The sequence below is a fragment of the Deltaproteobacteria bacterium genome (genome assembly GCA_019309545.1).
Lineage (GTDB): Bacteria > Desulfobacterota > Desulfobaccia > Desulfobaccales > Desulfobaccaceae > Desulfobacca_B.
This window is the reverse complement of record JAFDGA010000011.1, coordinates 14,143-36,868: the sequence shown is the minus strand read 5'-3', so window position 1 is coordinate 36,868 and position 22,726 is coordinate 14,143. Positions and strand designations below refer to the sequence as shown.

21 protein-coding genes, 1 other RNA gene and 1 pseudogene are annotated in these 22,726 nt (G+C 54.5%); 7 read left to right on the top strand and 16 right to left on the bottom strand.

Annotated features, from left to right (window positions below; genetic code table 11):
- Window positions 1–6: 6 nt before the first annotated feature.
- From sucD to JRG72_04870, 11 genes and pseudogenes are all read right to left on the bottom strand, one after another.
- Window positions 7–879, bottom strand: a complete 873-nt coding sequence (gene sucD / locus JRG72_04920; protein MBW2134559.1) for a succinate--CoA ligase subunit alpha — start codon at window positions 877–879, stop codon at window positions 7–9.
- Between the two features lie 57 nt (window positions 880–936).
- Window positions 937–2,097 carry an ADP-forming succinate--CoA ligase subunit beta gene (gene sucC, locus JRG72_04915; GenBank protein ID MBW2134558.1) on the bottom strand — a complete coding sequence of 387 codons (1,161 nt, stop codon included), beginning with the start codon at window positions 2,095–2,097 and terminating at the stop codon, window positions 937–939.
- A 134-nt stretch (window positions 2,098–2,231) separates the two neighbouring features.
- Window positions 2,232–2,423, bottom strand: a complete 192-nt coding sequence (locus JRG72_04910; protein MBW2134557.1) for a hypothetical protein — start codon at window positions 2,421–2,423, stop codon at window positions 2,232–2,234.
- A 41-nt stretch (window positions 2,424–2,464) separates the two neighbouring features.
- A complete protein-coding gene (locus JRG72_04905; protein MBW2134556.1) occupies window positions 2,465–3,187 on the bottom strand; it encodes a hypothetical protein in 723 nt (240 codons plus the stop codon).
- 35 nt (window positions 3,188–3,222) lie between these two features.
- Window positions 3,223–4,002 carry a TIGR00282 family metallophosphoesterase gene (locus JRG72_04900; protein MBW2134555.1) on the bottom strand — a complete coding sequence of 260 codons (780 nt, stop codon included), beginning with the start codon at window positions 4,000–4,002 and terminating at the stop codon, window positions 3,223–3,225.
- A gap of 77 nt (window positions 4,003–4,079) precedes the next feature.
- Complete coding sequence (gene rny, locus JRG72_04895) at window positions 4,080–5,651, bottom strand: ribonuclease Y (GenBank protein MBW2134554.1); 1,572 nt, start codon at window positions 5,649–5,651, stop codon at window positions 4,080–4,082.
- Window positions 5,652–6,156: 505 nt separating this feature from the next.
- Window positions 6,157–6,339: non-coding RNA, 6S RNA (gene ssrS, locus JRG72_04890), on the bottom strand.
- Window positions 6,340–6,354: 15 nt separating this feature from the next.
- Window positions 6,355–6,621 (bottom strand): annotated as a pseudogene (locus JRG72_04885) (cell division protein ZapA).
- Between the two features lie 7 nt (window positions 6,622–6,628).
- On the bottom strand, window positions 6,629–6,865 hold the full coding sequence (zapB, locus tag JRG72_04880; protein ID MBW2134553.1) for a cell division protein ZapB: 237 nt from the start codon (window positions 6,863–6,865) through the stop codon (window positions 6,629–6,631).
- A 64-nt stretch (window positions 6,866–6,929) separates the two neighbouring features.
- Complete coding sequence (locus tag JRG72_04875; protein MBW2134552.1) at window positions 6,930–9,137, bottom strand: ATP-dependent RecD-like DNA helicase; 2,208 nt, start codon at window positions 9,135–9,137, stop codon at window positions 6,930–6,932.
- A gap of 277 nt (window positions 9,138–9,414) precedes the next feature.
- On the bottom strand, window positions 9,415–9,855 hold the full coding sequence (locus tag JRG72_04870) for a transcriptional repressor (GenBank protein ID MBW2134551.1): 441 nt from the start codon (window positions 9,853–9,855) through the stop codon (window positions 9,415–9,417).
- Window positions 9,856–10,299: 444 nt separating this feature from the next.
- Between JRG72_04870 and JRG72_04865 the strand changes: the two genes are divergently transcribed.
- Genes JRG72_04865 through JRG72_04855 form a run of 3 tightly spaced genes read left to right on the top strand, consistent with a single transcriptional unit; the run spans window position 10,300 to window position 12,448 of the window.
- The gene (locus tag JRG72_04865; protein ID MBW2134550.1) at window positions 10,300–10,773 is read left to right on the top strand and encodes a CBS domain-containing protein; all 474 of its coding nucleotides are present in this window, start codon (window positions 10,300–10,302) and stop codon (window positions 10,771–10,773) included.
- Window positions 10,770–12,023, top strand: coding sequence for a cation:proton antiporter (locus JRG72_04860; protein ID MBW2134549.1), 1,254 nt, complete (start codon window positions 10,770–10,772; stop codon window positions 12,021–12,023). The genes JRG72_04865 and JRG72_04860 overlap by 4 nt, the downstream gene beginning before the upstream one ends.
- The gene (locus JRG72_04855; protein MBW2134548.1) at window positions 12,023–12,448 is read left to right on the top strand and encodes a CBS domain-containing protein; all 426 of its coding nucleotides are present in this window, start codon (window positions 12,023–12,025) and stop codon (window positions 12,446–12,448) included. Before JRG72_04860 ends, JRG72_04855 begins: the two co-directional genes overlap by 1 nt.
- A 115-nt stretch (window positions 12,449–12,563) precedes the next feature.
- Here the strand turns inward: JRG72_04855 and JRG72_04850 are convergent, their stop codons facing one another.
- From JRG72_04850 to JRG72_04830, 5 genes are all read right to left on the bottom strand, one after another.
- Window positions 12,564–12,773, bottom strand: a complete 210-nt coding sequence (locus JRG72_04850) for a hypothetical protein (GenBank protein ID MBW2134547.1) — start codon at window positions 12,771–12,773, stop codon at window positions 12,564–12,566.
- Window positions 12,774–12,956: 183 nt separating this feature from the next.
- Complete coding sequence (locus JRG72_04845; GenBank protein MBW2134546.1) at window positions 12,957–14,123, bottom strand: ABC transporter permease; 1,167 nt, start codon at window positions 14,121–14,123, stop codon at window positions 12,957–12,959.
- Window positions 14,124–14,139: 16 nt separating this feature from the next.
- A complete protein-coding gene (locus tag JRG72_04840; protein ID MBW2134545.1) occupies window positions 14,140–15,294 on the bottom strand; it encodes an ABC transporter permease in 1,155 nt (384 codons plus the stop codon).
- Window positions 15,295–15,438: 144 nt separating this feature from the next.
- The gene (locus JRG72_04835) at window positions 15,439–16,179 is read right to left on the bottom strand and encodes an ABC transporter ATP-binding protein (GenBank protein ID MBW2134544.1); all 741 of its coding nucleotides are present in this window, start codon (window positions 16,177–16,179) and stop codon (window positions 15,439–15,441) included.
- Window positions 16,180–17,400 carry an efflux RND transporter periplasmic adaptor subunit gene (locus JRG72_04830; protein MBW2134543.1) on the bottom strand — a complete coding sequence of 407 codons (1,221 nt, stop codon included), beginning with the start codon at window positions 17,398–17,400 and terminating at the stop codon, window positions 16,180–16,182.
- 316 nt (window positions 17,401–17,716) lie between these two features.
- On the opposite strand from JRG72_04830, the gene JRG72_04825 reads away from it, so the two are divergent.
- The 4 genes from JRG72_04825 (at window position 17,717) to recN (ending at window position 22,656) form a co-directional block, all read left to right on the top strand.
- Complete coding sequence (locus tag JRG72_04825) at window positions 17,717–19,780, top strand: U32 family peptidase (protein ID MBW2134542.1); 2,064 nt, start codon at window positions 17,717–17,719, stop codon at window positions 19,778–19,780.
- A 123-nt stretch (window positions 19,781–19,903) separates the two neighbouring features.
- A complete protein-coding gene (locus JRG72_04820; protein ID MBW2134541.1) occupies window positions 19,904–20,149 on the top strand; it encodes a type II toxin-antitoxin system HicB family antitoxin in 246 nt (81 codons plus the stop codon).
- Between the two features lie 97 nt (window positions 20,150–20,246).
- Window positions 20,247–20,882 carry a DUF3786 domain-containing protein gene (locus JRG72_04815; protein ID MBW2134540.1) on the top strand — a complete coding sequence of 212 codons (636 nt, stop codon included), beginning with the start codon at window positions 20,247–20,249 and terminating at the stop codon, window positions 20,880–20,882.
- Window positions 20,883–20,928: 46 nt separating this feature from the next.
- Window positions 20,929–22,656, top strand: a complete 1,728-nt coding sequence (recN, locus tag JRG72_04810) for a DNA repair protein RecN (GenBank protein MBW2134539.1) — start codon at window positions 20,929–20,931, stop codon at window positions 22,654–22,656.
- The last annotated feature ends 70 nt before the right edge of the window (window positions 22,657–22,726 follow it).

The following is a 22,726-nucleotide window of genomic DNA, read 5'->3' as shown; positions in this document are numbered from 1 at the left end:
CAGCGGTCAGGTGCCCATTACCTTCTTGCAGATAGCCCCTAGTTCGCCGATATTGCGGACTACGCTAACCCCGGCGGCTTCCAGGGCGGCAATTTTATCCGCGGCCTTGCCGCTGCCTCCGGAAATGATGGCCCCGGCGTGGCCCATGCGTTTCCCCGGCGGTGCGGTCTGCCCGGCAATGAAGGCCACCACCGGCTTGGTGACCTGCGTCTGGATTAAGGCCGCGGCCTCTTCCTCGGCCGTGCCGCCGATCTCGCCGATTAAGACAATGCCCGTGGTCTGGGGATCGGCCTGAAACAATCGAAGCATATCAATAAAGCTGGTGCCGATGATCGGATCGCCGCCGATGCCCACGCAGGTAGATTGCCCCAGCCCCTGCAAAGTCAACTGATAAACCGCCTCATAGGTCAGGGTGCCGCTGCGGGAGACCAACCCGATGGGGCCCGGTTGATGGATCGGACCGGGCATGATGCCGACCTTGGCCTGACCCGGAGAGATGATCCCCGGGCAGTTGGGGCCGATCAGCCGAATATCGGTGCCCTCCAGATAGCGGGCCACCTTTACCATGTCCAGGGTGGGAATGCCCTCGGTAATGCAGACAATTACCCTGATCCCGGCCTCCGCCGCCTCCAGGATGGCGTCAGCGGCAAAGGCCGGCGGCACAAAAATCATCGAAGTATTGGCCCCGGTCTGGGCCACCGCCTGCTTCACGGTATTAAAAACCGGGATGTCGTCCATCTGCTGGCCGCCTTTGCCCGGCGTCACCCCGGCCACCACGTTCGTGCCATATTCCACACACTGCCGGGTATGAAACGACCCTTCCTTGCCGGTAATCCCTTGCACCACCAGTCGAGTATCTTTATCTACCAAAACGCTCATTTTGTCGCCTTCTGCTCTTATCCAATAGTCGTTAGAGAATGCGCCCCACGACACCGGCTATTTCGCCAACGCCGCCACTTTATGCGCCGCGTCCAGCATATCGCTGGCCACCGTGAAATTCAGGCCGGAGTCTTTCAACAGATCGCGGCCGATCTCGCAGTGGGTGCCTTCCAGGCGGATGATGATCGGCACCTGGACCTGGACCTGTTTGACCGCCTCCAGCACCCCCTGGGCCAGGACATCGCAGCGCAGGATGCCCCCGAAGATATTGATTAAAATGGCTTTGACCCGCGGATCGCCCAGAATAATCCGGAAGCCGTTGGTTATCATATCGGCACTGGCGCCGCCGCCGACGTCCAGGAAGTTGGCCGGTTCGGCTCCGGCCAGCTTGATCAGGTCCATGGTGGCCATGGCCAGGCCAGCGCCGTTGACCATCGCCCCCACTGTGCCATCCAACCGGATATAGTTGAGATTGTGTTTTTTGGCCTCCAGTTCGAGGGGATCCATTTCATTCGGATCTTCCAGCTCCAGCAGTTCCTTATGGCGATACAGGGCGTTATCGTCGAAATTGACCTTGGCGTCCAACGCCAGCATCTGACCGTCAGTAGTGACTACCAGTGGGTTGATTTCCACCAGGGAGCAGTCGTAAGCCATAAACATCCGGTAGAGATTGGTGATAAAACCGGAGGCGGTGCGAATCAGGCCGCCTTCCAGCCCCACCCCAAAGGCCAGGTTACGGGTCTGATAGGGCATCAGGCCGACTGCCGGGTCGATGGCTTCTTTGATAATCAACTCCGGGGTGCGGGCCGCCACTTCCTCGATCTCCATGCCACCGGCGGCGCTAATCATGATGACCGGCCGGGCCTGGGCCCGGTCGATGACGATCCCCAGATAGAGCTCCTGCTTGATGTCCAGAGCCTGTTCCACCAAGACCTTCTTGACCACCCGGCCTTCCGGGCCGGTCTGATGGGTTACCAGGGTCATGCCCAGGATGGATTCGGCCAGTTGTCGGACCTCATTTAGGTCGGCCGCGACCTTGACTCCCCCCCCTTTACCGCGGCCGCCGGCATGGATCTGGGCTTTGACCACATAAGTCATGCCCCCGATGGCTTCGGCAACCTGATAGGCCTCGTGGGGATCCGCCGCCACCCCACCCTGGGGGATGGGAACGTTGAACTCTTGAAGCAGCTGTTTGGCCTGATATTCGTGTATTTTCATGCTTAATCGTCTCCCCCTGCGGGTTTCCGTTTAGTGAACAAAATTACAAAAATTTCCCTTTATTCAGAGCTACTAACGGCGCCGACCTGAAATTGGCCTTAGCACCGAGCCCCGGTAAAACGCGGTAATTCGCCTCAGAGGCGCTGTTTAAAGGAAATTTCCAGTCCCTGTCGATCCAGATACTCCAAAAACAGATCCACAAAATGGGCCGCGGAAACTTTCCAGGCATCGGCATAGGGCTGGAATTCCGGGGGGATTAATTTCATGTTCTCTTTGATAAAATCCTCTTTCAGCCGCGTCATATCAATAACTTGCGTAAATGGCATGTCATCTCACAGTTAGCGGACCGACCCCCCAATAGTCAAGGTTAAAGGATCAGGTTGAGATTATAGGTTTTCTCGGTCTCTTTTTCTTTCAGTTGCAATCTCAGGATCTCCGGACGGCCGGCTTCGGCCGGAAACAGGATAATGCCTTGGGCCACTTCCTGCGGCTTGATAGGGTTGTTGGAAAGGGTACGGTTATAAAGGTCCTCGGTTATGGTGCGGCCTAGTTCTGAGCTGCCCCCGGCCCCGGCTCCCAGGACCGCGCCAGAAGCGGCCCCGGCCACTGCCCCGCGCATGGCGTATTCTCCCGCCTCACGTCCGGCCACCACACCAACAGCCGCGCCGATGAGAGCGCCAGCAGCCCCACCTAATAATGCCCCTTTGGTAAAACCGCGTACCGCTTCCGGGAAGTCAGTAGCCTGGCTGACCCGATCATAAGCAATCTGGTCCTCCAGTACCGGGAATAATTCATTATAATTATTAACTAAAAAAGTCTGGCCAGGATTGATCTGCAAAGTTTGGGTACCCTGGTTGTCAAAAACCACTTGCACCGGCAACAGCCCGGCCTTAATGATGTTGAAGCCAAAGGCGGCCCGGGCTTCTTCCTCCTGATTCCAGGCCCGGGCGGCGACAAAGGTACCATTAATTTGCTGCACGTTGGGGTAAGCCTGGGGCAACTTAAACGGAGTCACCCGGGGCTGATAGGTGGCACAGCTCATAATGACCAGGGCAGTGATCAGAAGCCAAACAATCAAGGGTTTTTTCATTTTAATTACTCCGGCGATTCCCTTTAAAATATTTATCAGTCCAGGGGTAACTGAATCCTGGTCAAATCAAGGCATCGCCCCTCGGGACTGATGGTTAAAACCACCCCCTGTAACTGAATATTTTGAGTGGCTACTTTAAATTGTTGGGGGCGTTGAGTCAAGAAGCGTTCGATAATAACTTCTCTCTTCATGCCGATCACCGAATCGCAGGAACCGGTAAAACCCGCATCAGTGAGGTATCCGGTGCCTCGTGGTAAAATACGCTCATCCGCGGTCTGGACGTGGGTATGAGTGCCGATTACGGCACTGACCCGGCCATCCAGATACCATCCCAAGGCCTGCTTTTCGCTGGTGGCTTCGGCATGCATATCCACCAGAATAACCCGGACCTGTGGGGGGAGAGTGGCCAGCACCTGGTCCGCGCAGCGAAAGGGGCAATCCAGGGCGCTCATAAAGACCCGGCCTTCCAGATTGATGATGGCCGCCGGTTCTCCCGCGGCGGTTTCGACGACGGTTAATCCCTCTCCCGGGGTTCCCGGAGGATAATTGGCCGGCCGCAACAGTCGGTTATTGGCGGCCAGATACGGGAGTATTTCTTTATGCTTCCAGAGATGATTACCGCTGGTCAGGATATCAATGCCTTGCCCCAGCAGTTGGTCCGCCAGCACCGGAGTAATGCCGATGCCACCGGCCACATTTTCACCATTGGCCACTACCAGATCAATCTGATATCGGTCAACCACTTTGTGGAGCAGCTGGGCAATGGCCCGCCGTCCCGGCGCTCCCATGATATCGCCGATAAAAAAGATTTTCATAAAAGGGCACGGCTCAGTTTAAAGTTTTTAGTTCAAAGTTTTAAAGGAAATAACCAAAACTAACAATCAAAAACTCCTTAACGGGCATATTCCACGGCCCGGGTCTCGCGGATGACCGTGACCTTGATCTGGCCGGGATAGGTCAGCTTCTTCTCGATTTCTTTGGCCACTTCGCGGCTCAACAAGACCGCCTCCTCATCGCTGAGCTGGTCGCTGTCGACGATCAGGCGGACTTCCCGGCCCGCCTGGATGGCATAAGTCTTACTGACCCCGTTAAACGACCGGGCGATCTTCTCCAGGTCCTCCAGGCGCTTGACATAAGACTCTAACATTTCCCGCCGTGCTCCAGGACGGGCCCCGGACAGAGTGTCGGCGGCCTGCACCAAGACAGCCAACAGACTTTCGGGAGGGGTATCCTCGTGGTGAGCGGCGATGGCGTGCACCACCTTGGCAGATTCGCCATAGCGTTTCGCCAGTTCGGCCCCAATCAGGGCATGTGGCCCTTCGATTTCATGATCCACCGCCTTTCCCACATCATGCAGCAGTCCGGCCCGTTTGGCCTGCTTGACATTAACTCCCAGTTCGGCGGCCATGATGCCGCACAGAAAGGCCACCTCCTTGGAATGCTGCAGGACATTTTGAGCAAAACTGGTGCGATATTTCAATTTACCCAGTAATTTGATCAATTCCGGATGAAGACCGTGCACCCCGACGTCGAAAGCCGCTTCCTCCCCGGCTTCCCGCACATTGACCTCCATCTCCTGGGTTACCTTTTCGACGATTTCTTCAATGCGGGCAGGATGGATGCGACCATCAAAAATCAGTCGTTCTAAAGACAGACGGGCTACTTCCCGACGGACCGGGTTGAACCCCGAGAGGATTACCGCCTCCGGGGTATCGTCAATGATAACGTCAATGCCAGTGGCAGCTTCGATAGCCCGGATATTGCGGCCTTCCCGACCGATGATGCGTCCTTTCATTTCCTCATTGGGCAGATTCACCACCGACACCGTCTGTTCGGCCACATAATCACCGGCATAGCGTTTAATGGCCAAGGCAATAATCTCTTTGGCTTTTTTATCCGCCAGTTCCCGGGCCTCAGCCTCGATTCTTTTGACTAGGCGAGCGGCATCGCTGCGCACTTCCCGTTCCAAAGCCTGAAGTAAAAGACTGCGGGCCTCTTCCGAACTGATGCCGGCCAGCCGCTCCAACTGGTTTTTTTGTTCCTGAATTAATTGTTGATATCGGTTCTCCTGGTCCTGGAGCGCCTTCTCGATTTTGGCCACCGCTTTTTCTCGCTTGGCCAATTCTGAGTCTTTGCTGTCCAGGGTAGCGGTTTTGCGTTCCAGGTGCTCTTCCTTTTGCAGAAGCCGCTTTTCCAAGATATTAAGTTCCAGTCGACGTTCCCGAGCCTCCTTGTCGAAATCAACTTTTAATTGGTAAAGCTGGTCTTTTGCCTGAAGACTGGCTTCCTTCCGAATACCATCGGCCTCTTTCCTGGCCTCGTCCAACATTTTTTTAGCCAGGCTCTCCACAGATTTGATCCGGGATTCCAGGATAATTTTGCGGAGGTAGAAGCCGGCCAGCAGACCCAAGCCTCCAGCCACTACTAAAAAGAGCAGTGTGGTCGATGCCACCGGCCAACCCATAAGATTTCTTCCCTCCTTGATTATTACTACTGCTCCTCAGCAAGTCTTGAGGACAGATTATGTGAAATTTATTTCAAAACTTTTTATTATGAATTTAAGAGAAGGGATAGACGCGATAGAAAGCCGCGCGAGGCTGGCTAACAGGGGCGGGTAATTAAATAGACAAGCGGTTCACCGCTCATAGTTAAAATTAACTCGGGTCTATGAACTGCACGAAGATATTGCTCGAGGTAAATGATACCCCGGCGCGGTACAGACTCTTATTTCCCTCCTTTCTTAAGCCTGACCTTGCCTGGGTGAGGATAGTATCCCTCAACCCGGGTGAGGTTTTTACCTCCACAAGATCTTATTAGGTATTTTGAACCATCCCCGCAGGTGGTAATAGAATAACTGGTCTGTCGGGGCCAGATTGTTCTCCAAACCGCCCCCGGGCACTTCAAATCCCGTTTTTCCAGTCTCGGCTTCCACTTAGATAATACTAGTCCGACCTGGCCTAAATAATTTCGCTTCCCCCACCATTGATGCCGTGTTAACAGGAAGTTTTGAACCTCTAAAGTTCAAGTGGGTCTCTATGGTTGCTCCTTTAGGCTTTCCCTCTCGGGTCGTGCACACCGGAGTCCACCCGAAACCCGGTTTGGTAGTGTTGGAACAACAACTAATCTGTTAATCACGAGCACTGCAGGGGAAGCGAACTGCGCGTCTCGATTAATTTAATTAAACGTTGTGATTTAGTTTCGACTTCCCTTTGGAGTTGCTGGTATTCCTCCTTGGTTTCTAGATATTCATAAGCCAGATTGAGGGCAGCCATAATGGCTACCTCTAGGGGAGATATAGAGGGCAAGGCCTGCCTGATTTCTTTAATCTTGTCGTCCACCATTTGGGTAATGAGCTCCACCCGGGCGGGGGGCGCGTCGCTTTTCAGGGTGATAGGCCGTCCCAGTATCTCGATTTTTATTGTTTCCGGCACCAGTAAATAATTACTCCTGTGCTTCGGCGCCGAGGCTGCCTAATTTAGCCAAGAGCTGATCTATGCGCTGCCGTACCAGCTCCCGCTCTCGGCCCATTTTTTCCAGGGTTTCCTGACTTTCCTTGAGAGCCTGCTCCTTTTCCTGTAGAGATTTGAGTAGAGAGGCATTATCCGATTTCAAGGTCTGATACTGAGTGAGGATCTGTTCCAGTCTATTCTCCAAGACTTCAAAGAGCTCTATGGACACTCTCGCTTCCCCTTTAATTTGTATGGTTTGATTTTATTCCATGAGGATAAAATGTCAAGGACTTTTAAACCGGTCCGGTCAGGCTCTGACGCAGACGAGCCGCCAGGCCAGAATAGCGTTTTAAAGGCCGATCATTCCTGATGGCCATGCTCAAGGCTTTTTTACTACCCAATAGGATTACCAGCTGTTTCCCTCGGGTAACCGCGGTGTAAAGCAGATTCCGTTGGAGCATCAGATAATGTTGAGTGGTAAGGGCAATGGCCACCGCCGGGAACTCGTTTCCCTGAGCTTTATGGATCGAGATGGCGTAGGCCAGGGTAATTTCATCCCATTCCGCCGGCTCGTAAACCACTTCCCGACCCTCAAAATCAACCCTGAGCAAGTTGTTGACGGCATCAAAGCCGCTCACCCGGCCGATATCCCCGTTGAATACCTCTTTATCATAGTTATTGCGCAATTGCATGACTTTATCATGTAATTTAAATGTCCGACCGCCCCGTTCCCAGGCCGGGGCAATACGATTGAGTTGCTTTTGTAATTCCTGGTTAAGATTTTGAACCCCGACCACCCCCCGATGCATGGGGGTCAGGACTTGAATATCCTTCACCGGATCAAAACCATACTGTCGGGGGAGCCTCTTTACCACCACCTCCAGCAGCCGGTCCCGGAGCACTTCCGGATCGTCAATCTCCAGGAAAAAGAAATCAGCATGTTGGGACTGACAAGGGAAAATCGGGAAATGCCCCTGGTTTATTCGGTGGGCATTTATGACAATCAGACTCTGGCGGGCCTGCCGATAGATTTCTCGCAACTGAGCGACCGGGATGACCCGCGAATCGATAAGATCTTTGAGGACATTACCCGGACCTACCGAGGGCAATTGGTGGGCGTCGCCGACCAGAATGACACGAGCGGCGACCGGCAAGGCCTTCAACAGATGGTACATCAGGATAGTATCCACCATAGAAACCTCGTCGACAATGACCACATCGGTCTTCAAAGGCTGGGCGGCATTATGACGGAAGCCGCCGGTCTGGGGCGAAAATTCCAGGCAGCGATGGATGGTCGAGGCCTCGCCGCCAGTAGCCTCAGACAACCGCTTGGCGGCCCGGCCGGTAGGGGCCAATAGGGTCACCCGGGCCCCCAGGGACCGGTAGATATCCCGGATACAGCTGATAATGGTGGTCTTGCCGGTTCCCGGCCCTCCAGTAATCACCAGCACCTTTTCGGTCAGGGCACTGGTCACTGCCTGAGCTTGCTCCGCTGATAACTCCAGGCGGCGGCGATTTTGCGCCCATTCCAGGGCCTGATCCAGGGCCAGCGGCCGCTCTAAGCCAGGTCCCTGCTGCAGCCGGGCCAGCAAATGGGCAATGCCGGTTTCGGCCACAAAAAAGGGTCTGCGGTAGATGCGTTCCTCTCCACCTTCCCAAGACTCAATCACCAGGTGGCCTGTTTGCGCCTGGCTTTCCAAGGCTGCCTCCAGGGGCGGAGCTTCGGCTTCCAATAACTCTTGGGCCTTATCAATCAAAAGTTGGCGGGGAGCATAGACATGCCCCTGCAAAGCCAGTTGGTCCAGGGTATAGATGAGACCGGCAGCCAAGCGGAGCGGGGACTGGCGATCGATGTTGAGGCGGGCGGCAAGACGATCAGCAGTGAGAAAGCCGATGCCATAAACGTCGGTAGCCAATTGATAGGGGTTGGCACTGACCACCTGAATGGCCTGAGAACCATATTGTTTGTAGATCTTAGTGGCATAGGCCACCCCCACCCCATGCTCCTGGAGAAACAGCATAACCTCGCGGATGTCTTTTTGGGTTTCCCAGGCCGCCTGGATCTGGGCGGCCCGTTTGCTGCCAATACCCTCTACTTCCTGTAATCGTTGGGGGGCATTATCGATGACCTCGAGGGTCTGGTCGCCGAAGTGTTTGACCAGACGCCTGGCCAGCTCTGGCCCGATGCCGTGAATAAAGCCCGAGGCCAAATATTTTTGTATTCCGGTAGCGGTCGCCGGAACCACCGAGGTCCACCAGACTACCTGAAACTGCTCACCAAAGCGGGGGTGAAAGACCCAACGACCCTTGAGGCGCACCTGTTCCCCTGCCTGGATGCCGGTAAGCCGCCCTACCACCGTAACCAAGTCCGGACGGTCCCTGGTCTTGAGGCGGGCCACGGTAAAGTGGCTTACCGGATGCGTATAACTGATCCGCTCCACCTGTCCGGTCAAAGTGGCTAAATCATGATGATCCGAGGGTTCCGGGAAAGTTGACGTCACCGCGATAGCCTAGCCAAGCAAATAGAGTATTTCTTCCATGATAGCAGAATTCGACAATTTCCAGAAGAGAAGATTGCCGCCCGGCAGCCGCCTTTGAACTTTTTAGCCCCGGTCACCAGGTTTGGGGCATAAAAAAGCAGGGAGGACTCCCTGCTCAACAAGTTTCTATCTAATTGCCTAAGGAAAACGCTCAACTAATAAATATATCGGCCGCCTTTCGACAGGACCGAAGCGGTTGCTTAAAATCTGCTCCGCTTCGGTTCGGGTTCTCTAATCATTAGCCGTCATTGCCGGTTATCCACTTTTCCTGACACTTGGGGCAAATACCTTGAACCTCCAGGTTGTGGGTTTTGATATGGTAGCCGAACCGCCAGGCCAGTTTCTGCTCCACACAGGTGAGCAAGGGATCCTCGAATTCGACAATAGCCCCGCAATTCAGACAGCGCAGGTGGCAATGATGGGGCTGACCATAGATGGACTCATAATGCCAATGACCATCGGTGAAATCGACTTCGCGGATCAATCCGCAATCCAACAGCAGCGGCAGGGTTCGATAAATAGAGGCCTTGGAAACCTTGATCCCCTGACGCCGGAGGCGAAGATACAGGCCATCCACATCAAAATGTCCCTGGATAGCGGCGATTTCCTGCAGGATCTTTTCCCGCTCCGGGGTTTGCCGCAACCCCCGTCCCCGGATGTACTCCTTGAAGATTTCCAACTCAGATTTCATATGAATTTTTAATTTATTGAGATTCAGATACAAATATAAAGGACAACGGGGGATTCTGTCAAGAGATTCTGGGAAGATAATATCTTTGCAGCTGAGGAGCAACGAGTAGGTTGGCACGTTTCCCAGAAATTGCAGGTTCCGGAAAACCTAAGACTGATCAAACTTGCGCTCCGCAGCCCTAGTTAAATCCTGCCGAACATATCTCGGAAGCCCTGCGGAAAAAACATTTGGCCAATAAGGCCTTTAGGAACTTTGATGACGTGGAGGATAACCTTCCGGCTTGCCACCTTAGAGACCAGGATAGAAGAACCCCAGCGTCCAGCCGGTTGCTAAAATGTGTTAGGCACCAACAGCGGATTTAGTGTATAAAAAAAAAGCTGATTTGTCTCCGAGCCAGGATGGCGGATATGATCATTTGACGGGGGAGAGCGAGTGGAACGGATAACGGTCAGGGAATTTCTGAGTTCTTTGGGTCATCAGGCCCAACTTGGGGTAGTCACACCAGGAGCTTCCTTGAAGGATGTAGTCCGGGCCATGGTCAAAGGGCACCGGCGGCGGATGGTCTATGTAGTTGATGGGGAGGGGAAGCTCATAGGTGCGATATCATTGGATGTGCTTAAGGATGTGATCTTCCGATTTTATCTGTCCGATCGAGTCAGTGACATCATGGTAGTCAGTGAACATATTACCGAACTTTTCACCTCGGAAAAGGCCGAAGATGTAATGGACCCCGACATCAGCAGCTGTCAGGAGCAGGAAACCCTCCACGAGGTGTTAGCCCGAATGATTGAACGTAATATCCGGGACTTGCCGGTCCTGGATCAGCAGGGCCGGGTCATTGCTGACCTCGATATCCTGGACCTCTTGGAGTTGTGGCTCAAGAAGAGAGAAAAGGCGCTTCAATGATCAGCCATCCCTTACTGGCGGTAGGTCTATTGCTGATTCTAGGTTATTGGGGAGGCCGGGCCGCTAACGCCATCAATCTGCCCCGGATCAGCGGCTATCTGGTGGCGGGCATGCTGCTTAGCCCCTCTTTTTCCAATATCTTGTCGCGTCGGGTAATCGATGAAGATCTTTATATCATCACCGAAATCGCCCTGGGTATTATCGCTTATTCCATCGGGGGCAGTCTGGTTTACGAACGCCTTAAGCGTTTAGGAAAAATTATACTATGGATCTCCGTCTCCCAGGCGGTCGGGGCCTTCCTGGTCACTGCGGTTCTGCTGACCCCGGCTTTGCCCTGGTTAACCGGTCTTCGAGGGCCAGATTATCAACTGTTTGCTACTTACCTGCCCATGGCCCTGATAATCGGAGCCATCTCAGTAGCCACCGCTCCCGGAGCGGTACTGGCTATAATCGCTGAGCTGCGGGCCAGCGGTCCCTTCACTACTACCTTACTGGGAGTCATTGCCCTAGATGACGGCTTAGCGATTATCTTTTTTGCCCTGGCCGAGACTGCTGCTCATGTCTTAATTAATCCCGAGGCAGTTTCATGGCTCAGGATGATAGTAAGTCCAGTACGAGAGATAGGCTTCTCCCTGCTGCTGGGGGGATTGGCTGGCATGGGTCTGAAATTTATGGCTCGCCTGGTTCGTCGGCGGGAAGCGTTGTTCATGGTGATACTGGGTGTTTTATTCAGTACCAGCGGAGTGGCGATCTTATTAAGACTCTCGCCCTTACTGGCTAATATGGTCGTAGGCTTTATTATTGTCAACCTGGAGCGGCGGCACCATGATTTTTTTATGGTAATCGAACAGATCGAAGAGCCGCTGTTTGGCCTCTTTTTTGGGCTGGCCGGAGCCCATCTGGACCTGGGGGTATTCAAGTCGGCCGGATTGCTGGCCCTAACCATTATCATCTGTCGTATCAGTGGCAAAGAATTGGGGGCCTGGGTCGGAGGGCAAATCTCCCGCGCCCCAAAAGTGATCAAAAAATATTTAGGACTGGCCCTGTTCCCCAAAGCCGGAGTGACGGTCGGTCTGGTGCTGGCGGCCCGGGAGATCTTTCCCCAACCTCTGGTGGCCAGTATCTTAGTGGGCGCGGTGATCGGCTCGGTAATCATTAATGAGCTGATCGCTCCACCCCTGGTCAAATATGCTCTACTCCGGGCTGATGAAATTTCCCATACCAGTAAACCCCTATCACAGGAGGGCTAATGAAGATCGGCGAGGTCCTGGATAAACTCGACAACCTGCCCTATCTGGCGGTCAGCGGTGACGCGACTCTTGAGCAGGTAGCTGATAAAATAACCGATCTGCGGCAGGTGCGTGGAATTTATGTGGTGGATGAGCAGGGGCGGCTGCAGGGGACCATCTCTTTAGGAGCCTTGATCCGCCATGTTATCGAAGCGCGTAATAAACCCAGCTTTTTCGTCCGCTCGTTGTTGACCCGCCTTACTTGCCAGAAAGTAGCCGACATTATGGACAAGCATGTGATCTATGCCCGGAAAAGCGATGCTCTGGATAAAGCTATTGACCGGATGGCGGGGGCTAATATCAAAGAAATCCCCATTGTGGATGATCAGGGCCGCATTATCGCCAATGTCGGCATCCTGGACCTGTGGAAGTTGGCGGGAAAATAGCTCTTTAAATTGGAAGGCGGGGACTGGCTTTCTCCGCCATGCCGCCTTTTATCTGGCCTAACGCCAAAGGCGAACCCTCAGGTTCGCCTTTCGGAGGTATTGTCCGCTGAGCTAGTTAGTGCTCATGATCGTGGACTTCGGCTTCATGAGCCGGATGTTCATGCTCATGAGAGCCATGCTCGCCGGGGTGCTCATGGTCGTGCACGTGGATATCCCCGGCATGCTGATGGGGATGGGAGTGTTCGTGCACATGTTCATGCACATGGGTATGGGAATGCTCATGCGAATGAACCAAATCCCCATGCCGATGCTCATGGGTATGCACATGCGTGTGCTCATGAGCATGTAGGTGCCGATGTTCATGGGTGCCTTGCATTGCGTTCTCCTCCCTTCATAGGATGTTCCAGTCCTTCATGGACTGAGTTACATATATTTTAAAGCTCAGAATAGAAAGTGTCAAGGCTTTTGTGGAGGGCTTTAACAAACTCAAGTTTATAAAATCCTGCTGCTAGGCCGCCCGCAGGGCAGTGACAATATTCATCCGGGCAGCGCGCAGGGCCGGTAACAGTCCTCCAACCAACCCCATACCCAGGGCAAAAAGCAGGCTTTTGATGAAAATTGCCTGGGACAGGGCAAAATTAAAGGCAATTTCCGAGAAGGTCTGCCAATTCGTGGTGGAAATATTGATAAATTGCAGAAAGGAGGCCGCTCCCAGACCGCCCAGGCCGCCGATCAGACCGATCAGCAAGGATTCGATTAGAATGGCGGTCAAGATATTGCCCCGGCTAAACCCCAAAGCCCGCAGGGTGCCAATCTCCACGGTGCGGCTGGCCACCGCCGCGTACATAGTGATCATCGCACTCAACACCGCGCCGACGCTAAAGATGCTGGTCAGGACCATGCCCAGCAGGCGGATGAACTCGGCCAGGCGCTCGGACTGCTCCTCATAAAAAATCACCTCCCGCTTGACCTGGACGGTCAGCCGGGGATCGCTCTCCAGGCGCTCCCGCAAGGCCTTAAAATCACCGGGATTCCTCAATTTGAGCACCACATCGGAATAGGCCGGGCGCCGAAAGGCCTGCATCAGTTGATCAACATCACCCCAGATCTCGGAACTGAAACCGGTATTACCGGCGTCTAAGATGCCGACGATATTCCAGTTGCGCATGGCAAAGCGCAAGGTCTGACCCAGACCGCTGTCGGCAAAACGGCGGGCCACGCTCTCCCCCACGACGATTTCGGTGGACCCGGGCCGGAAAAAGCGCCCCGCCGCCAGTTTAATTTCCGGTCGCATCTCCAGGGATATCGGCTTGACTCCCCGGATGGTGACATTACTGCGTTGGCCGGTGCTCTGTTTGGGCAGGTTGATGAGCACCACCACCTCCGGGGAAACCAGTGGCATTCCCTGGGGGTTGAGAGCGATTTCCGGCTGGGAAGCAACAATCGCCGCCTGATCCCGGTCGATAACGCTTTGCACCTCGGATTCGGCTGAGGACCTCAGAACCAGAGCATTGTCGTAGGAGCCGGTCGCCACCAGGGTCTGCCTGAGCCCTTCGGCCAACATCAACACCGAAGCAAAAACAAAGACCACCAGGCTCATGCCCCCGGCGGTGAGTATGGTGGTCAGCCGCCGGGTCCAGAGATTGCGGAAACTATAGCTCAGCGGAATCTTCATTACCTGGTTGAATTAACTATCCCAACCGCCGCAGACCCTCGGCGATGCTCAGCCGGGCGGCCTGCCAGGCCGGGATGATGGCCGAGACCACTCCCACCCCCAGTGAAGTCAACAGTCCGGCGATTAAAGTAACCGAACTAATGTTAAAGATTCGAAAGTACTGCGACAATGCGGTACGGAAGACATGGGCGGCGGGAAAGCTCAAGGCCAGCCCGATTATCCCCCCAACAAGGGCGATGGCGATGGACTCCCCACTGATCAGCCCCACCAAGTGCCAGGGCTGAAACCCCAAGGTCTTGAAGGTGGCATATTCATTTATCCGTTCCCGGGCAGTCATGGCCATGGTATTGGCCAGCACCACCAGGATGACCCCGATGACCAGAAAAGAGACCACCTGGATAGACATCAGGATGGCTTCGGTCATGGCCACAAAGCCCAGATGAAAGGCCTTTTCGGTTTCAGTCAGGGTCTCGGCTAGGGAATTTTTGAACAGGGCGTCGATCCGGCCGGCCACCGGCGCAGCCTGGTCGGGGTCATCGACCCGGCTGATAAATACCCCCACATGATTAGCCAGAGCTGGGGCATTTTTTTCCAGGGTTTCGTTAAGGTAATCCCAGTGAAAAAAGAAACGGCCTTCATCGGTGCTTTTTTCTGCCCCGGTATAGATGCCCCGCAACACAAACTCCAGGTTGACCGGGTAGATTCTGCCTCGAATCGGAATGATATCCCCTAGCTGCCAATCATATTTTTCTGCCAATTGGCGCCCGGCAATGGCTGCATTGCGCTCCTTTAAGAAGGCCAGTTTCTGGTCCTGAGGGATGATGAACTCAGGATAGAGGTCCAGATAATGCCGGGCTTCCACCGCAAATTGGGGGAAGAAATTTTTTTCGTCGATGTAGATGCCACCGAACCAGCTGCTGTAGGAGACTTCGCTCACGCCGGGAACTGCCCTGATCTTGTTCAGATATGCTACCGGCAGGCGATAGATCAAAGAGACGGCGTTGCGGGTCACCAGCCGATAGGCGGAGGAACTCTCTACCCCGGCATACCAGGCGCCTACCACGGTACGCAGCAGTCCGAAAGAGAGGATGGCCACCGCCATGCCAGTGATGGTTAAAAACGTCCGCAGCCGGTGGCGGAGGATATTTCGGAAAATAATTTTAAAAACCATGAACCTAAGTCTTATTAGTCGGAGCAATTAAAAGATTTATTTAAGGGAAGGACTGGAGGACCGCTGACCCTGCCCCCCCCGCTCCCAGGATCAGTTTTTATCTGCCCGGACAAGATGCCGGTGCCTCCTGATAAAGTACCTGGTTTAAAGTTCCGGTGTTTCATAGGGCTGGTCTTTAGAGTTTAAGACCCCCTTGTCTAGATGCCGTACCCAGGAGGCCCGGGACGCGGCCCGGGGGTCATGGGTGACCATAATGATGGTCTTCTGAAATTCTTGATGCAGGCCGGTCAGCAGATCGAGAATCTCTTCCGCCGAAACCTTATCGAGATCTCCGGTCGGTTCGTCAGCGGCGATAATGGTCGGATCGGTAATCAAGGCCCGGGCAATGGCTACCCGTTGCTGTTGTCCGCCGGAGAGTTGCCGGGGATAATGGTGCATGCGGTCTTCCAGTCCCACCAGGCCAAGCGCCACCTCCACATGCTGGCGGCGCTCCAGGCGGGATAAATCGGTTAACAGCAGCGGCAATTCAACATTCTCAAAGGCGGTCAGCACCGGGATGAGATTATAAAACTGAAAGATAAAGCCCACATGCCGGGAGCGCCACACCGCCAGGGCGGACTCGGACAGACTGTGGATATCAATGCCGTTTACCCGGAGAATTCCCTCATCCGGGTGGTCAATTCCGGCGATCAGGTTGAGCAGTGTCGTCTTGCCGGAGCCGGACGGCCCCATCAGGGCCAGAAACTCCCCCTCCGGGATGGACAGGCAAACATCATTGAGGACCGGGATGGTTTGGCTGCCCCGACGATAGGATTTGTACAGATGGCGAATCTCCACCAGACCGCCGTTACTACTTATATCTTCAGAACATTCCCTTACTGTCATTCAAACTTCCTTTACTTTGACTTTGTCGCCGTCCTCCAGGTCGGCCGGCGGCGCAATTACCACCTTGTCTCCATCTTTAAGGCCAGCCTTGATTTCCATCATATCGCCCAACCGAGCTCCGGTTGCCACTGGCACCGTCTTGACCTGGTTCCCTTGAACCACGAAGGCGATTTTTCTGTTCTGGTGCTCAACCAGGGCCTTAGTGGGGACCGCTAAGCGCGGTTCCTCCTCCCCGGGCTGGAGGGGCCGGGACAGAAAGGCTACCTTGGCGCTCATCTCCGGCAAAATGCGGGAGTCAAGAGCCAAGAATTTAACCTTGGTAAGGACAGTGGCCTTGGAGCGGTCGGCGGTGGGCACAATCATGTGGACTTCGCCCTGAAAACGCTCACCAGGTATGGCATCCAACTGAATTTCACAGGGTTGTCCCACTCTGACCTGGCCGATGTTGGATTCCGAAACATCGGCCTCTACCATTAAAGAGTCCATGTCGGCCATGGTCACTACCGCGGCCCGGGCATTGGTTGCGGCCCCGAACGGGGCCACCACTTCACCCACTTCGGCGTTTTTGGTCAGCACCAGACCATCGAAAGGCCCCCGGATCAGGGTGTATTCCAACTCGGTCTGGGCCTTGGCCAGCGCTGCCTTAGCTGCCTTTATATTAGCGGTCGCAGCGGTTACGGCCGCCTGTGCTTTTTTATACCGAGCCTCGGCGGCATCGAAATCCTGGCGAGATACCAGGTCGGCGGCCACCAGTTCTTTAAAACGTCTATAATTGACTGCGGCATCCTCTAACTCGGCTTCTGCTTCTAACCGGTTGGCTTCTGCCACCTTGACATTGGAGGCCCACTGATCCCGGGCCGCAATTAGGTCCTGATTCTCCAGACTGGCAATGACCTCATTTTTTCTGATCCGGCTGCCTTCTTCAACCCCCAGGTAGGCCAGCCGACCCGTGCTTTTGGAAGAGACCGCGGCCTTGCGCTGGGCCACTACATAGCCACTGGCATTAAGCAAAGTAAAGGCCTGAGCCGGATAGATCTTGACCACTGTGGCCACTTCCACTTCCCGGGCCAAAGACAACAGGCCCGCGGCATACAGAACGACCAGAATGAGGAGGAAGGTTGACAGCAGCACCGCGGCGATAACGACTCGGAAACGGCGTTGTGGCCGTAACAGACTGGCGTCGTCAGCACCCCGCTTAATACGCAGAGATTTTAGATCCAAGGATTTTTTTTCTTTTTCCAATGACAGACTCCAGGTTACCGGTCAGTAACAGCCTTGGTTTTGATATTCGATTATTTTACATTTTTTTAAAAATAATACCATAGGCTTAGCTTAGCAAGACCTTACCATCAGTGCTCCTGGATGGGGATCATTTTTTCGCCAATTGTATGTCTGCCTAACTCAAGCTCCCTGGCCGGTATAGAGACGGCCAGGTCCTTGGTTGTTCTCCCCGCATGCCTCTGATAAAATCTAACAGTCGTAAAATTTCCTCAGCTACTGATTTCTAAAAACTTGTTAAACTGGATCTTTTAATCTTATGGAACTCTTGGCCCCGGCCGGGAATCTGGAATCTTTTTTTGCCGCCTTGGAACAGGGCGCGGACGCGGTTTACGTCGGCCTCAAAGCCCTCAGCGCCCGGGCCTATGCCACCAATTTTACTCTAAAGGAGCTTTCTTCCCTGGTGACTATTTGTCGGCAACAGGGTCGAAAGCTCTATGTCGCCTTGAATTCCCTGGTCAAGGAAGGGGAACGGGCTGAACTGCTGGATACCCTGGCCGCCTTGAACGACATCCGGCCGGATGCCCTGATCATTCAGGATCTGGGGGTCCATTACCTGGTGCGCCATCATTTCCCGAGACTGCCGCTGCATGCCAGCACCCTGATGACTATTCATAATTCCCTGGGGGTGGAGCAGGCTGCGGCCATGGGATTCAAACGGGTGGTACTGGCCCGAGAATTGACCCTGAAGGAACTGGCCGCTATTCGCCGCCAAACCCGGATCGAACTGGAAGTCTTTGTACATGGGGCACTGTGCTTCAGCTTTTCGGGACTTTGCCTGTTCAGCAGTTTTCTGGGAGGCAGGGCTGCGACCCGGGGCCGGTGCACGCAACCTTGCCGCCGCGCCTATCGCTATGATGGTGGTTCTGGCTATCTGTTGTCCATCAGCGACCTGTCGGCCCTGGAAATGGTCCCTCAACTGGCGGCGTTGGGAATAAACGCCATTAAAATCGAAGGGCGGATGAAGAGCGGTGATTATGTCGGCTGGGTCGTTCAGGCCTACCGGCGGGTCCTGGATGCGGCTCCGGCCGAACGGCCGCAGACCCTGGCCGAAGCCCGGGAGCTTTTAACCAAAACCTATAGCCGTCGAACCACCACCGGGTTTTTGCGCGCTGCGGTCCCTGATAATCTGTTGGCTCCCCAGGATACCGGCAACATTGGCGAATTGCTGGGAACTTTACAGAATGTGCAGGGGGAACAGGGAACCCTGACCCTGGAGCATGATCTGGCCTTAGGAGACCGCTTGCGGGTTCAGGACGCCGCCAGCGGGGACCGCCGCGCCTTTACCCTGAAAAAACTGGAATACCAGGAGTGGCCAGTCTCACAAGCCTGTTCCGGGCGGGAAGTCCGGATCAGTCTGCCTTTCCCAGCCCACCCCGGAGACCTGGTATTTAAAGTCGGTGAGACCACCACCACCGGAAGCCGTTCCCACCGCAAGTGGCAAGAACAGCTGTTCAGACTGGCTCCTCCGACGTTCACCGGTCCGGTTCAGCTTCCTATGGCGCTTAAGGCTTTCAACCGACCAAAATCCCAGAAACACAATCCGGCTGCGGGTCGGCCCCGCCTGTATGTCCGCCTCCGGTCGCTTCCAGAGGCGGTGGCCCTCAGCCGTCAGGTTAGGACCGGGCTGATTGTCGATCTGGACGAGGCCAGTTATAATGATTATCTCACCCACTACCGCCGCGGAAAATTGCCGCGGCAGCTGATCTGGCGACTACCACCGATCATCCCGGAGACTGCCGTGCCCCGCTACCGGCAGGCCATGGCTACCCTAGGGGATGCTGGTTGCAGCCACTTTATGATCAGCAACCTGGGTCATTTGCCGCTGTTGGCGGGGCGAAAAGTCACCATATTTTCCGATTATCCGTTGCATTGCCTTAATTCCTGGGCCGTTCAGGCCGCCTCGGAACTGGGGGTGGCTACCGTCACCTTGTCGGTGGAGGCTGACCGCCAGACCCTAAAGCAATTATTAAACCGTGTGTCCGGCAACCATCTGGTCAGCTATCTCTTTGCTTACCTGCCCCTGATGATTTCCCGGGTGCCACTGCCAAAAGACAAAAAGAGCTGGCGCCTGCAAAGCCCCCACCGCGAAAATTTCCGGCTAATACCGCAAAACGATTTGACCCTTCTCTATCCGGTGATCCCCTATTTCTTGGGAAAGGCCTATGCTGAACTCCAGGCCGGAGGAATCGGCCATTTTATTATCGATCTGACCCAGAGTGGCATCCCGACCAAGGAGGTGCCGGCGATGATCCGGCAATTAGTCAGAGGAAAAATTTCTGGCCATTCTACAGTTATGAATTTTTATCGTAACTTAGATTAAGTTCTTTTTCCCCGGGGTTTTGACAAATAAATTTTAAACTGTTAATAAATGACTATACTAAAGATAGCCGTCAACTTCATGAATTACTAATTACAGATAAGCGCTAAGTAAAAAATTAAATTTATGGAAACCAAAAGCTTACATTACAAAATTGAATTCAGTTATGATCCGCAGAAAGGACTGTTTACGGCCCGGATTCCAGGATTGAAAGGTCTGAGCGCTGTCGGTGAGACCTTTGCCGAAGCCGAGGCCAGTATCAAAGACGCGGCCTTGCAATATCTGGAAAGTCTGCACCTGGACAAAAAACCCCTGCCCCTGGACGAAAAAGACCTGATTGAAGGCATCTATATTCGCATTCCCCGGCCATGAAGACGCATCCCAGTTTCAGGTGGGCGTGTTCCAGATAGGCTTGCAACTACTGTAAAGAGTTACGTACTAGTGTTTGCTCAGCGAAAAGGAGAAACGAGTGCCTCGCATTGATGACTATAAACAATCCTTGGCCCTGGCCGTGGAAGAACTTAAACTGGCTCCACCCCAAGAGGTTGCGGCCCGCAGCCAGGCCCGTTATGAGGTTCGGGGAGACGGCCAGGAGGGCCTCATCCTGGCATATTTTGGCCGTCCGCATTGGATCAGCTGGCCCGAGATTAAGGTGGCTTATCTTGAGGAGGAGGGTGAGGTAAATATTCAGGAGCAGATTCTCATGCTCCATTATCTGACCACCACCCAGGGGAAACCCTTGACCGGCAAAAGCATTGACTTCCGCCAAGTGCCCGCCGGAGAATTCTACCACCACGCCTTTGTGCAGCGGGCCCGAGTGCCCCTGCTCAAGGTTTTCGGGCATGACCTGGATCTATACCAGAAGGTTGCCGAAATGATGGGAGGCACCCGGATCGAGTTGGGTGATGTGGCTGCCACATATCAGGCCTTTCCCCTGGTCCCCATTACTCATGTGCTCTGGAAAGGGGATGACGAGTTTCAGCCCGAAGTCAATATCCTTTACGATGAAAGCATTGTGACCCACCTGCCGACCGAGGACATCGCCGCCCTATCCGGGTTTTCCGTTTACCGGCTGTTTGGCGCAGCCCGAAAATTGCAAACTTAAATCACCTGATCGCTCCGAAGATTTTATCGTTAGTCTGGTGCTGCCGATGCTGACCGAACTGCGGATCAAGAATCTGGCTATCCTGGACCAGGTCAAACTGGAGCTGGAGCCGGGATTAAATATCCTGTCCGGGGAAACCGGGGCCGGCAAGTCCATGATTATCCAGGCCGTTCATTTGCTGCTCGGAGCCCGGGGCAGCGAAGAACTGATCCGCAACGGCGCTCAGGAGGCTGAAATCGAAGCCCGGTTCTGGGTGCCTCCAGACGACCAGGGGAAACCTGGGCTGGCGGAAATGGCTGAGGCAGCCGACGGCGAGGTCTTGCTCCGCCGCCTCGTTAACCGCAGCGGCCGCAGTCGCGGCTATTTAAATGATCAGGCGGTGACCCTGAAATATTTGACTAATATCGGCCGGGAATTATTGAGCTTATCCGGCCAGCACGAATATCAGGTGCTTTTGGCCCCCGAAAACCACCTGGCCATTCTGGATGCTTACGGCGGCCTCAACGACCAGGTAGGGCATTTCCGCAGCCGGTATCAGGACTGGCAACAGCTTAAACGGGACTGGCAGCAGACCCTAAGCAAGCAACAAGAGTTAACCGCCAGCCAGGAGTTACTTGCTTTCCAGCTTCAGGAGTTGGAACAGGCCCAAATAGCGCCAGCAGAAGATGAGACCCTGGCCCGGGAACGGGAACGCCTGCGGCATGCCTCCCAGCTCTTTGAAGAGACCCGGAACAGCTATGACCGCCTCTATGCCGGAAAAACGGCACTGTTGGGAATGCTGAGCGAAATTCAGAACTCTCTTAATTTTATTAACCGGATTGACCCGGCCTGGCAAACCAGGCTGGCAGAGTTGGAAAATATCCACTATCAACTGGAAGATCTGGCCCTGGCCCTCAGGGATTATCTCCGCACCGTGCAGATGGACCCCCAGCGGCTTCAGGAAGTCGACCACCGCCTGGCCCTGCTGGAACGATTGAAACGCAAATACGGCCCGACTCTGCAAGAGGTGCTGGCTTTTCAGGACTGGGCTCGCCAGGAGGTAGCCCGGCTGGATGATTTTGACTCTCATCTCCAGGCTCTGAAAGAACAACTAGTGGCGGCCGGACAGGAACTTAGCCAGAAAGCCCAGGAACTTTCCCAGTGCCGCCAGGCAGTGGCGCAGCGGCTGGCGGCGGCGGTAGAAACCGAAATCCACAGCCTGGCCATGCCTCAGGCCCGGTTTACGGTCTTCTTCCAGAAATCGTCGGTTGAAGCTCCGGGAGCGTATGAGTTCTCCCCCACCGTCGGCGGCCAACCGGTGACCGCCACCGGCTGTGATCGGGTGGAGTTCTATCTGGCCCCCAATCCCGGTGAGCCTCCTAAACCACTGGCCCGCATTGCTTCGGGCGGGGAACTGTCGCGCCTGGTGTTGGGCCTGAAAAATATTCTGGCCCAGGAGGCTGGAGTGGAAACCGTGGTCTTTGATGAAGTGGATACCGGTATTGGCGGCGCAGTGGCTCAAGTGGTAGGACAAAAACTCCACAATCTGGCCAAAAAGCACCAGATCATCTGTATTACCCATTTACCCCAGATTGCTTGTTTCGGTGATTGCCACTTCCGGGTCGAGAAACAGGTCCAGGACGGCCGCACGGTAACCACGGTCACTAAGCTCACCGCCACCGAGAGGCTGAAGGAGATCGCCCGGATGCTGGGTGGGACCCAAATTACCGATACTACCCTGGCCCATGCCCAGGAATTATTGGCCCTGGCCCGGCAAAGCCAACCATGCCGTTGAACTATTAACTGCCGAAATTCTTTGGTCGAAGCTGGCGCTTAGCAAAGTCTAACAAAGGACTTGCAAAAAA

Coding starts and splice junctions, on each gene's coding strand:
- sucD (MBW2134559.1), bottom strand. CDS start 879: ATGAGCGTTTTGGTAGATAAAGATACTCGACTGGTGGTGCAAGGGATT.
- sucC (MBW2134558.1), bottom strand. CDS start 2,097: ATGAAAATACACGAATATCAGGCCAAACAGCTGCTTCAAGAGTTCAAC.
- JRG72_04910 (MBW2134557.1), bottom strand. CDS start 2,423: ATGCCATTTACGCAAGTTATTGATATGACGCGGCTGAAAGAGGATTTT.
- JRG72_04905 (MBW2134556.1), bottom strand. CDS start 3,187: ATGAAAAAACCCTTGATTGTTTGGCTTCTGATCACTGCCCTGGTCATT.
- JRG72_04900 (MBW2134555.1), bottom strand. CDS start 4,002: ATGAAAATCTTTTTTATCGGCGATATCATGGGAGCGCCGGGACGGCGG.
- rny (MBW2134554.1), bottom strand. CDS start 5,651: ATGGGTTGGCCGGTGGCATCGACCACACTGCTCTTTTTAGTAGTGGCT.
- JRG72_04860 (MBW2134549.1), top strand. CDS start 10,770: ATGATCAGCCATCCCTTACTGGCGGTAGGTCTATTGCTGATTCTAGGT.
- JRG72_04855 (MBW2134548.1), top strand. CDS start 12,023: ATGAAGATCGGCGAGGTCCTGGATAAACTCGACAACCTGCCCTATCTG.
- JRG72_04845 (MBW2134546.1), bottom strand. CDS start 14,123: ATGAAGATTCCGCTGAGCTATAGTTTCCGCAATCTCTGGACCCGGCGG.
- JRG72_04840 (MBW2134545.1), bottom strand. CDS start 15,294: ATGGTTTTTAAAATTATTTTCCGAAATATCCTCCGCCACCGGCTGCGG.
- JRG72_04835 (MBW2134544.1), bottom strand. CDS start 16,179: ATGACAGTAAGGGAATGTTCTGAAGATATAAGTAGTAACGGCGGTCTG.
- JRG72_04825 (MBW2134542.1), top strand. CDS start 17,717: ATGGAACTCTTGGCCCCGGCCGGGAATCTGGAATCTTTTTTTGCCGCC.
- JRG72_04820 (MBW2134541.1), top strand. CDS start 19,904: ATGGAAACCAAAAGCTTACATTACAAAATTGAATTCAGTTATGATCCG.
- recN (MBW2134539.1), top strand. CDS start 20,929: ATGCTGACCGAACTGCGGATCAAGAATCTGGCTATCCTGGACCAGGTC.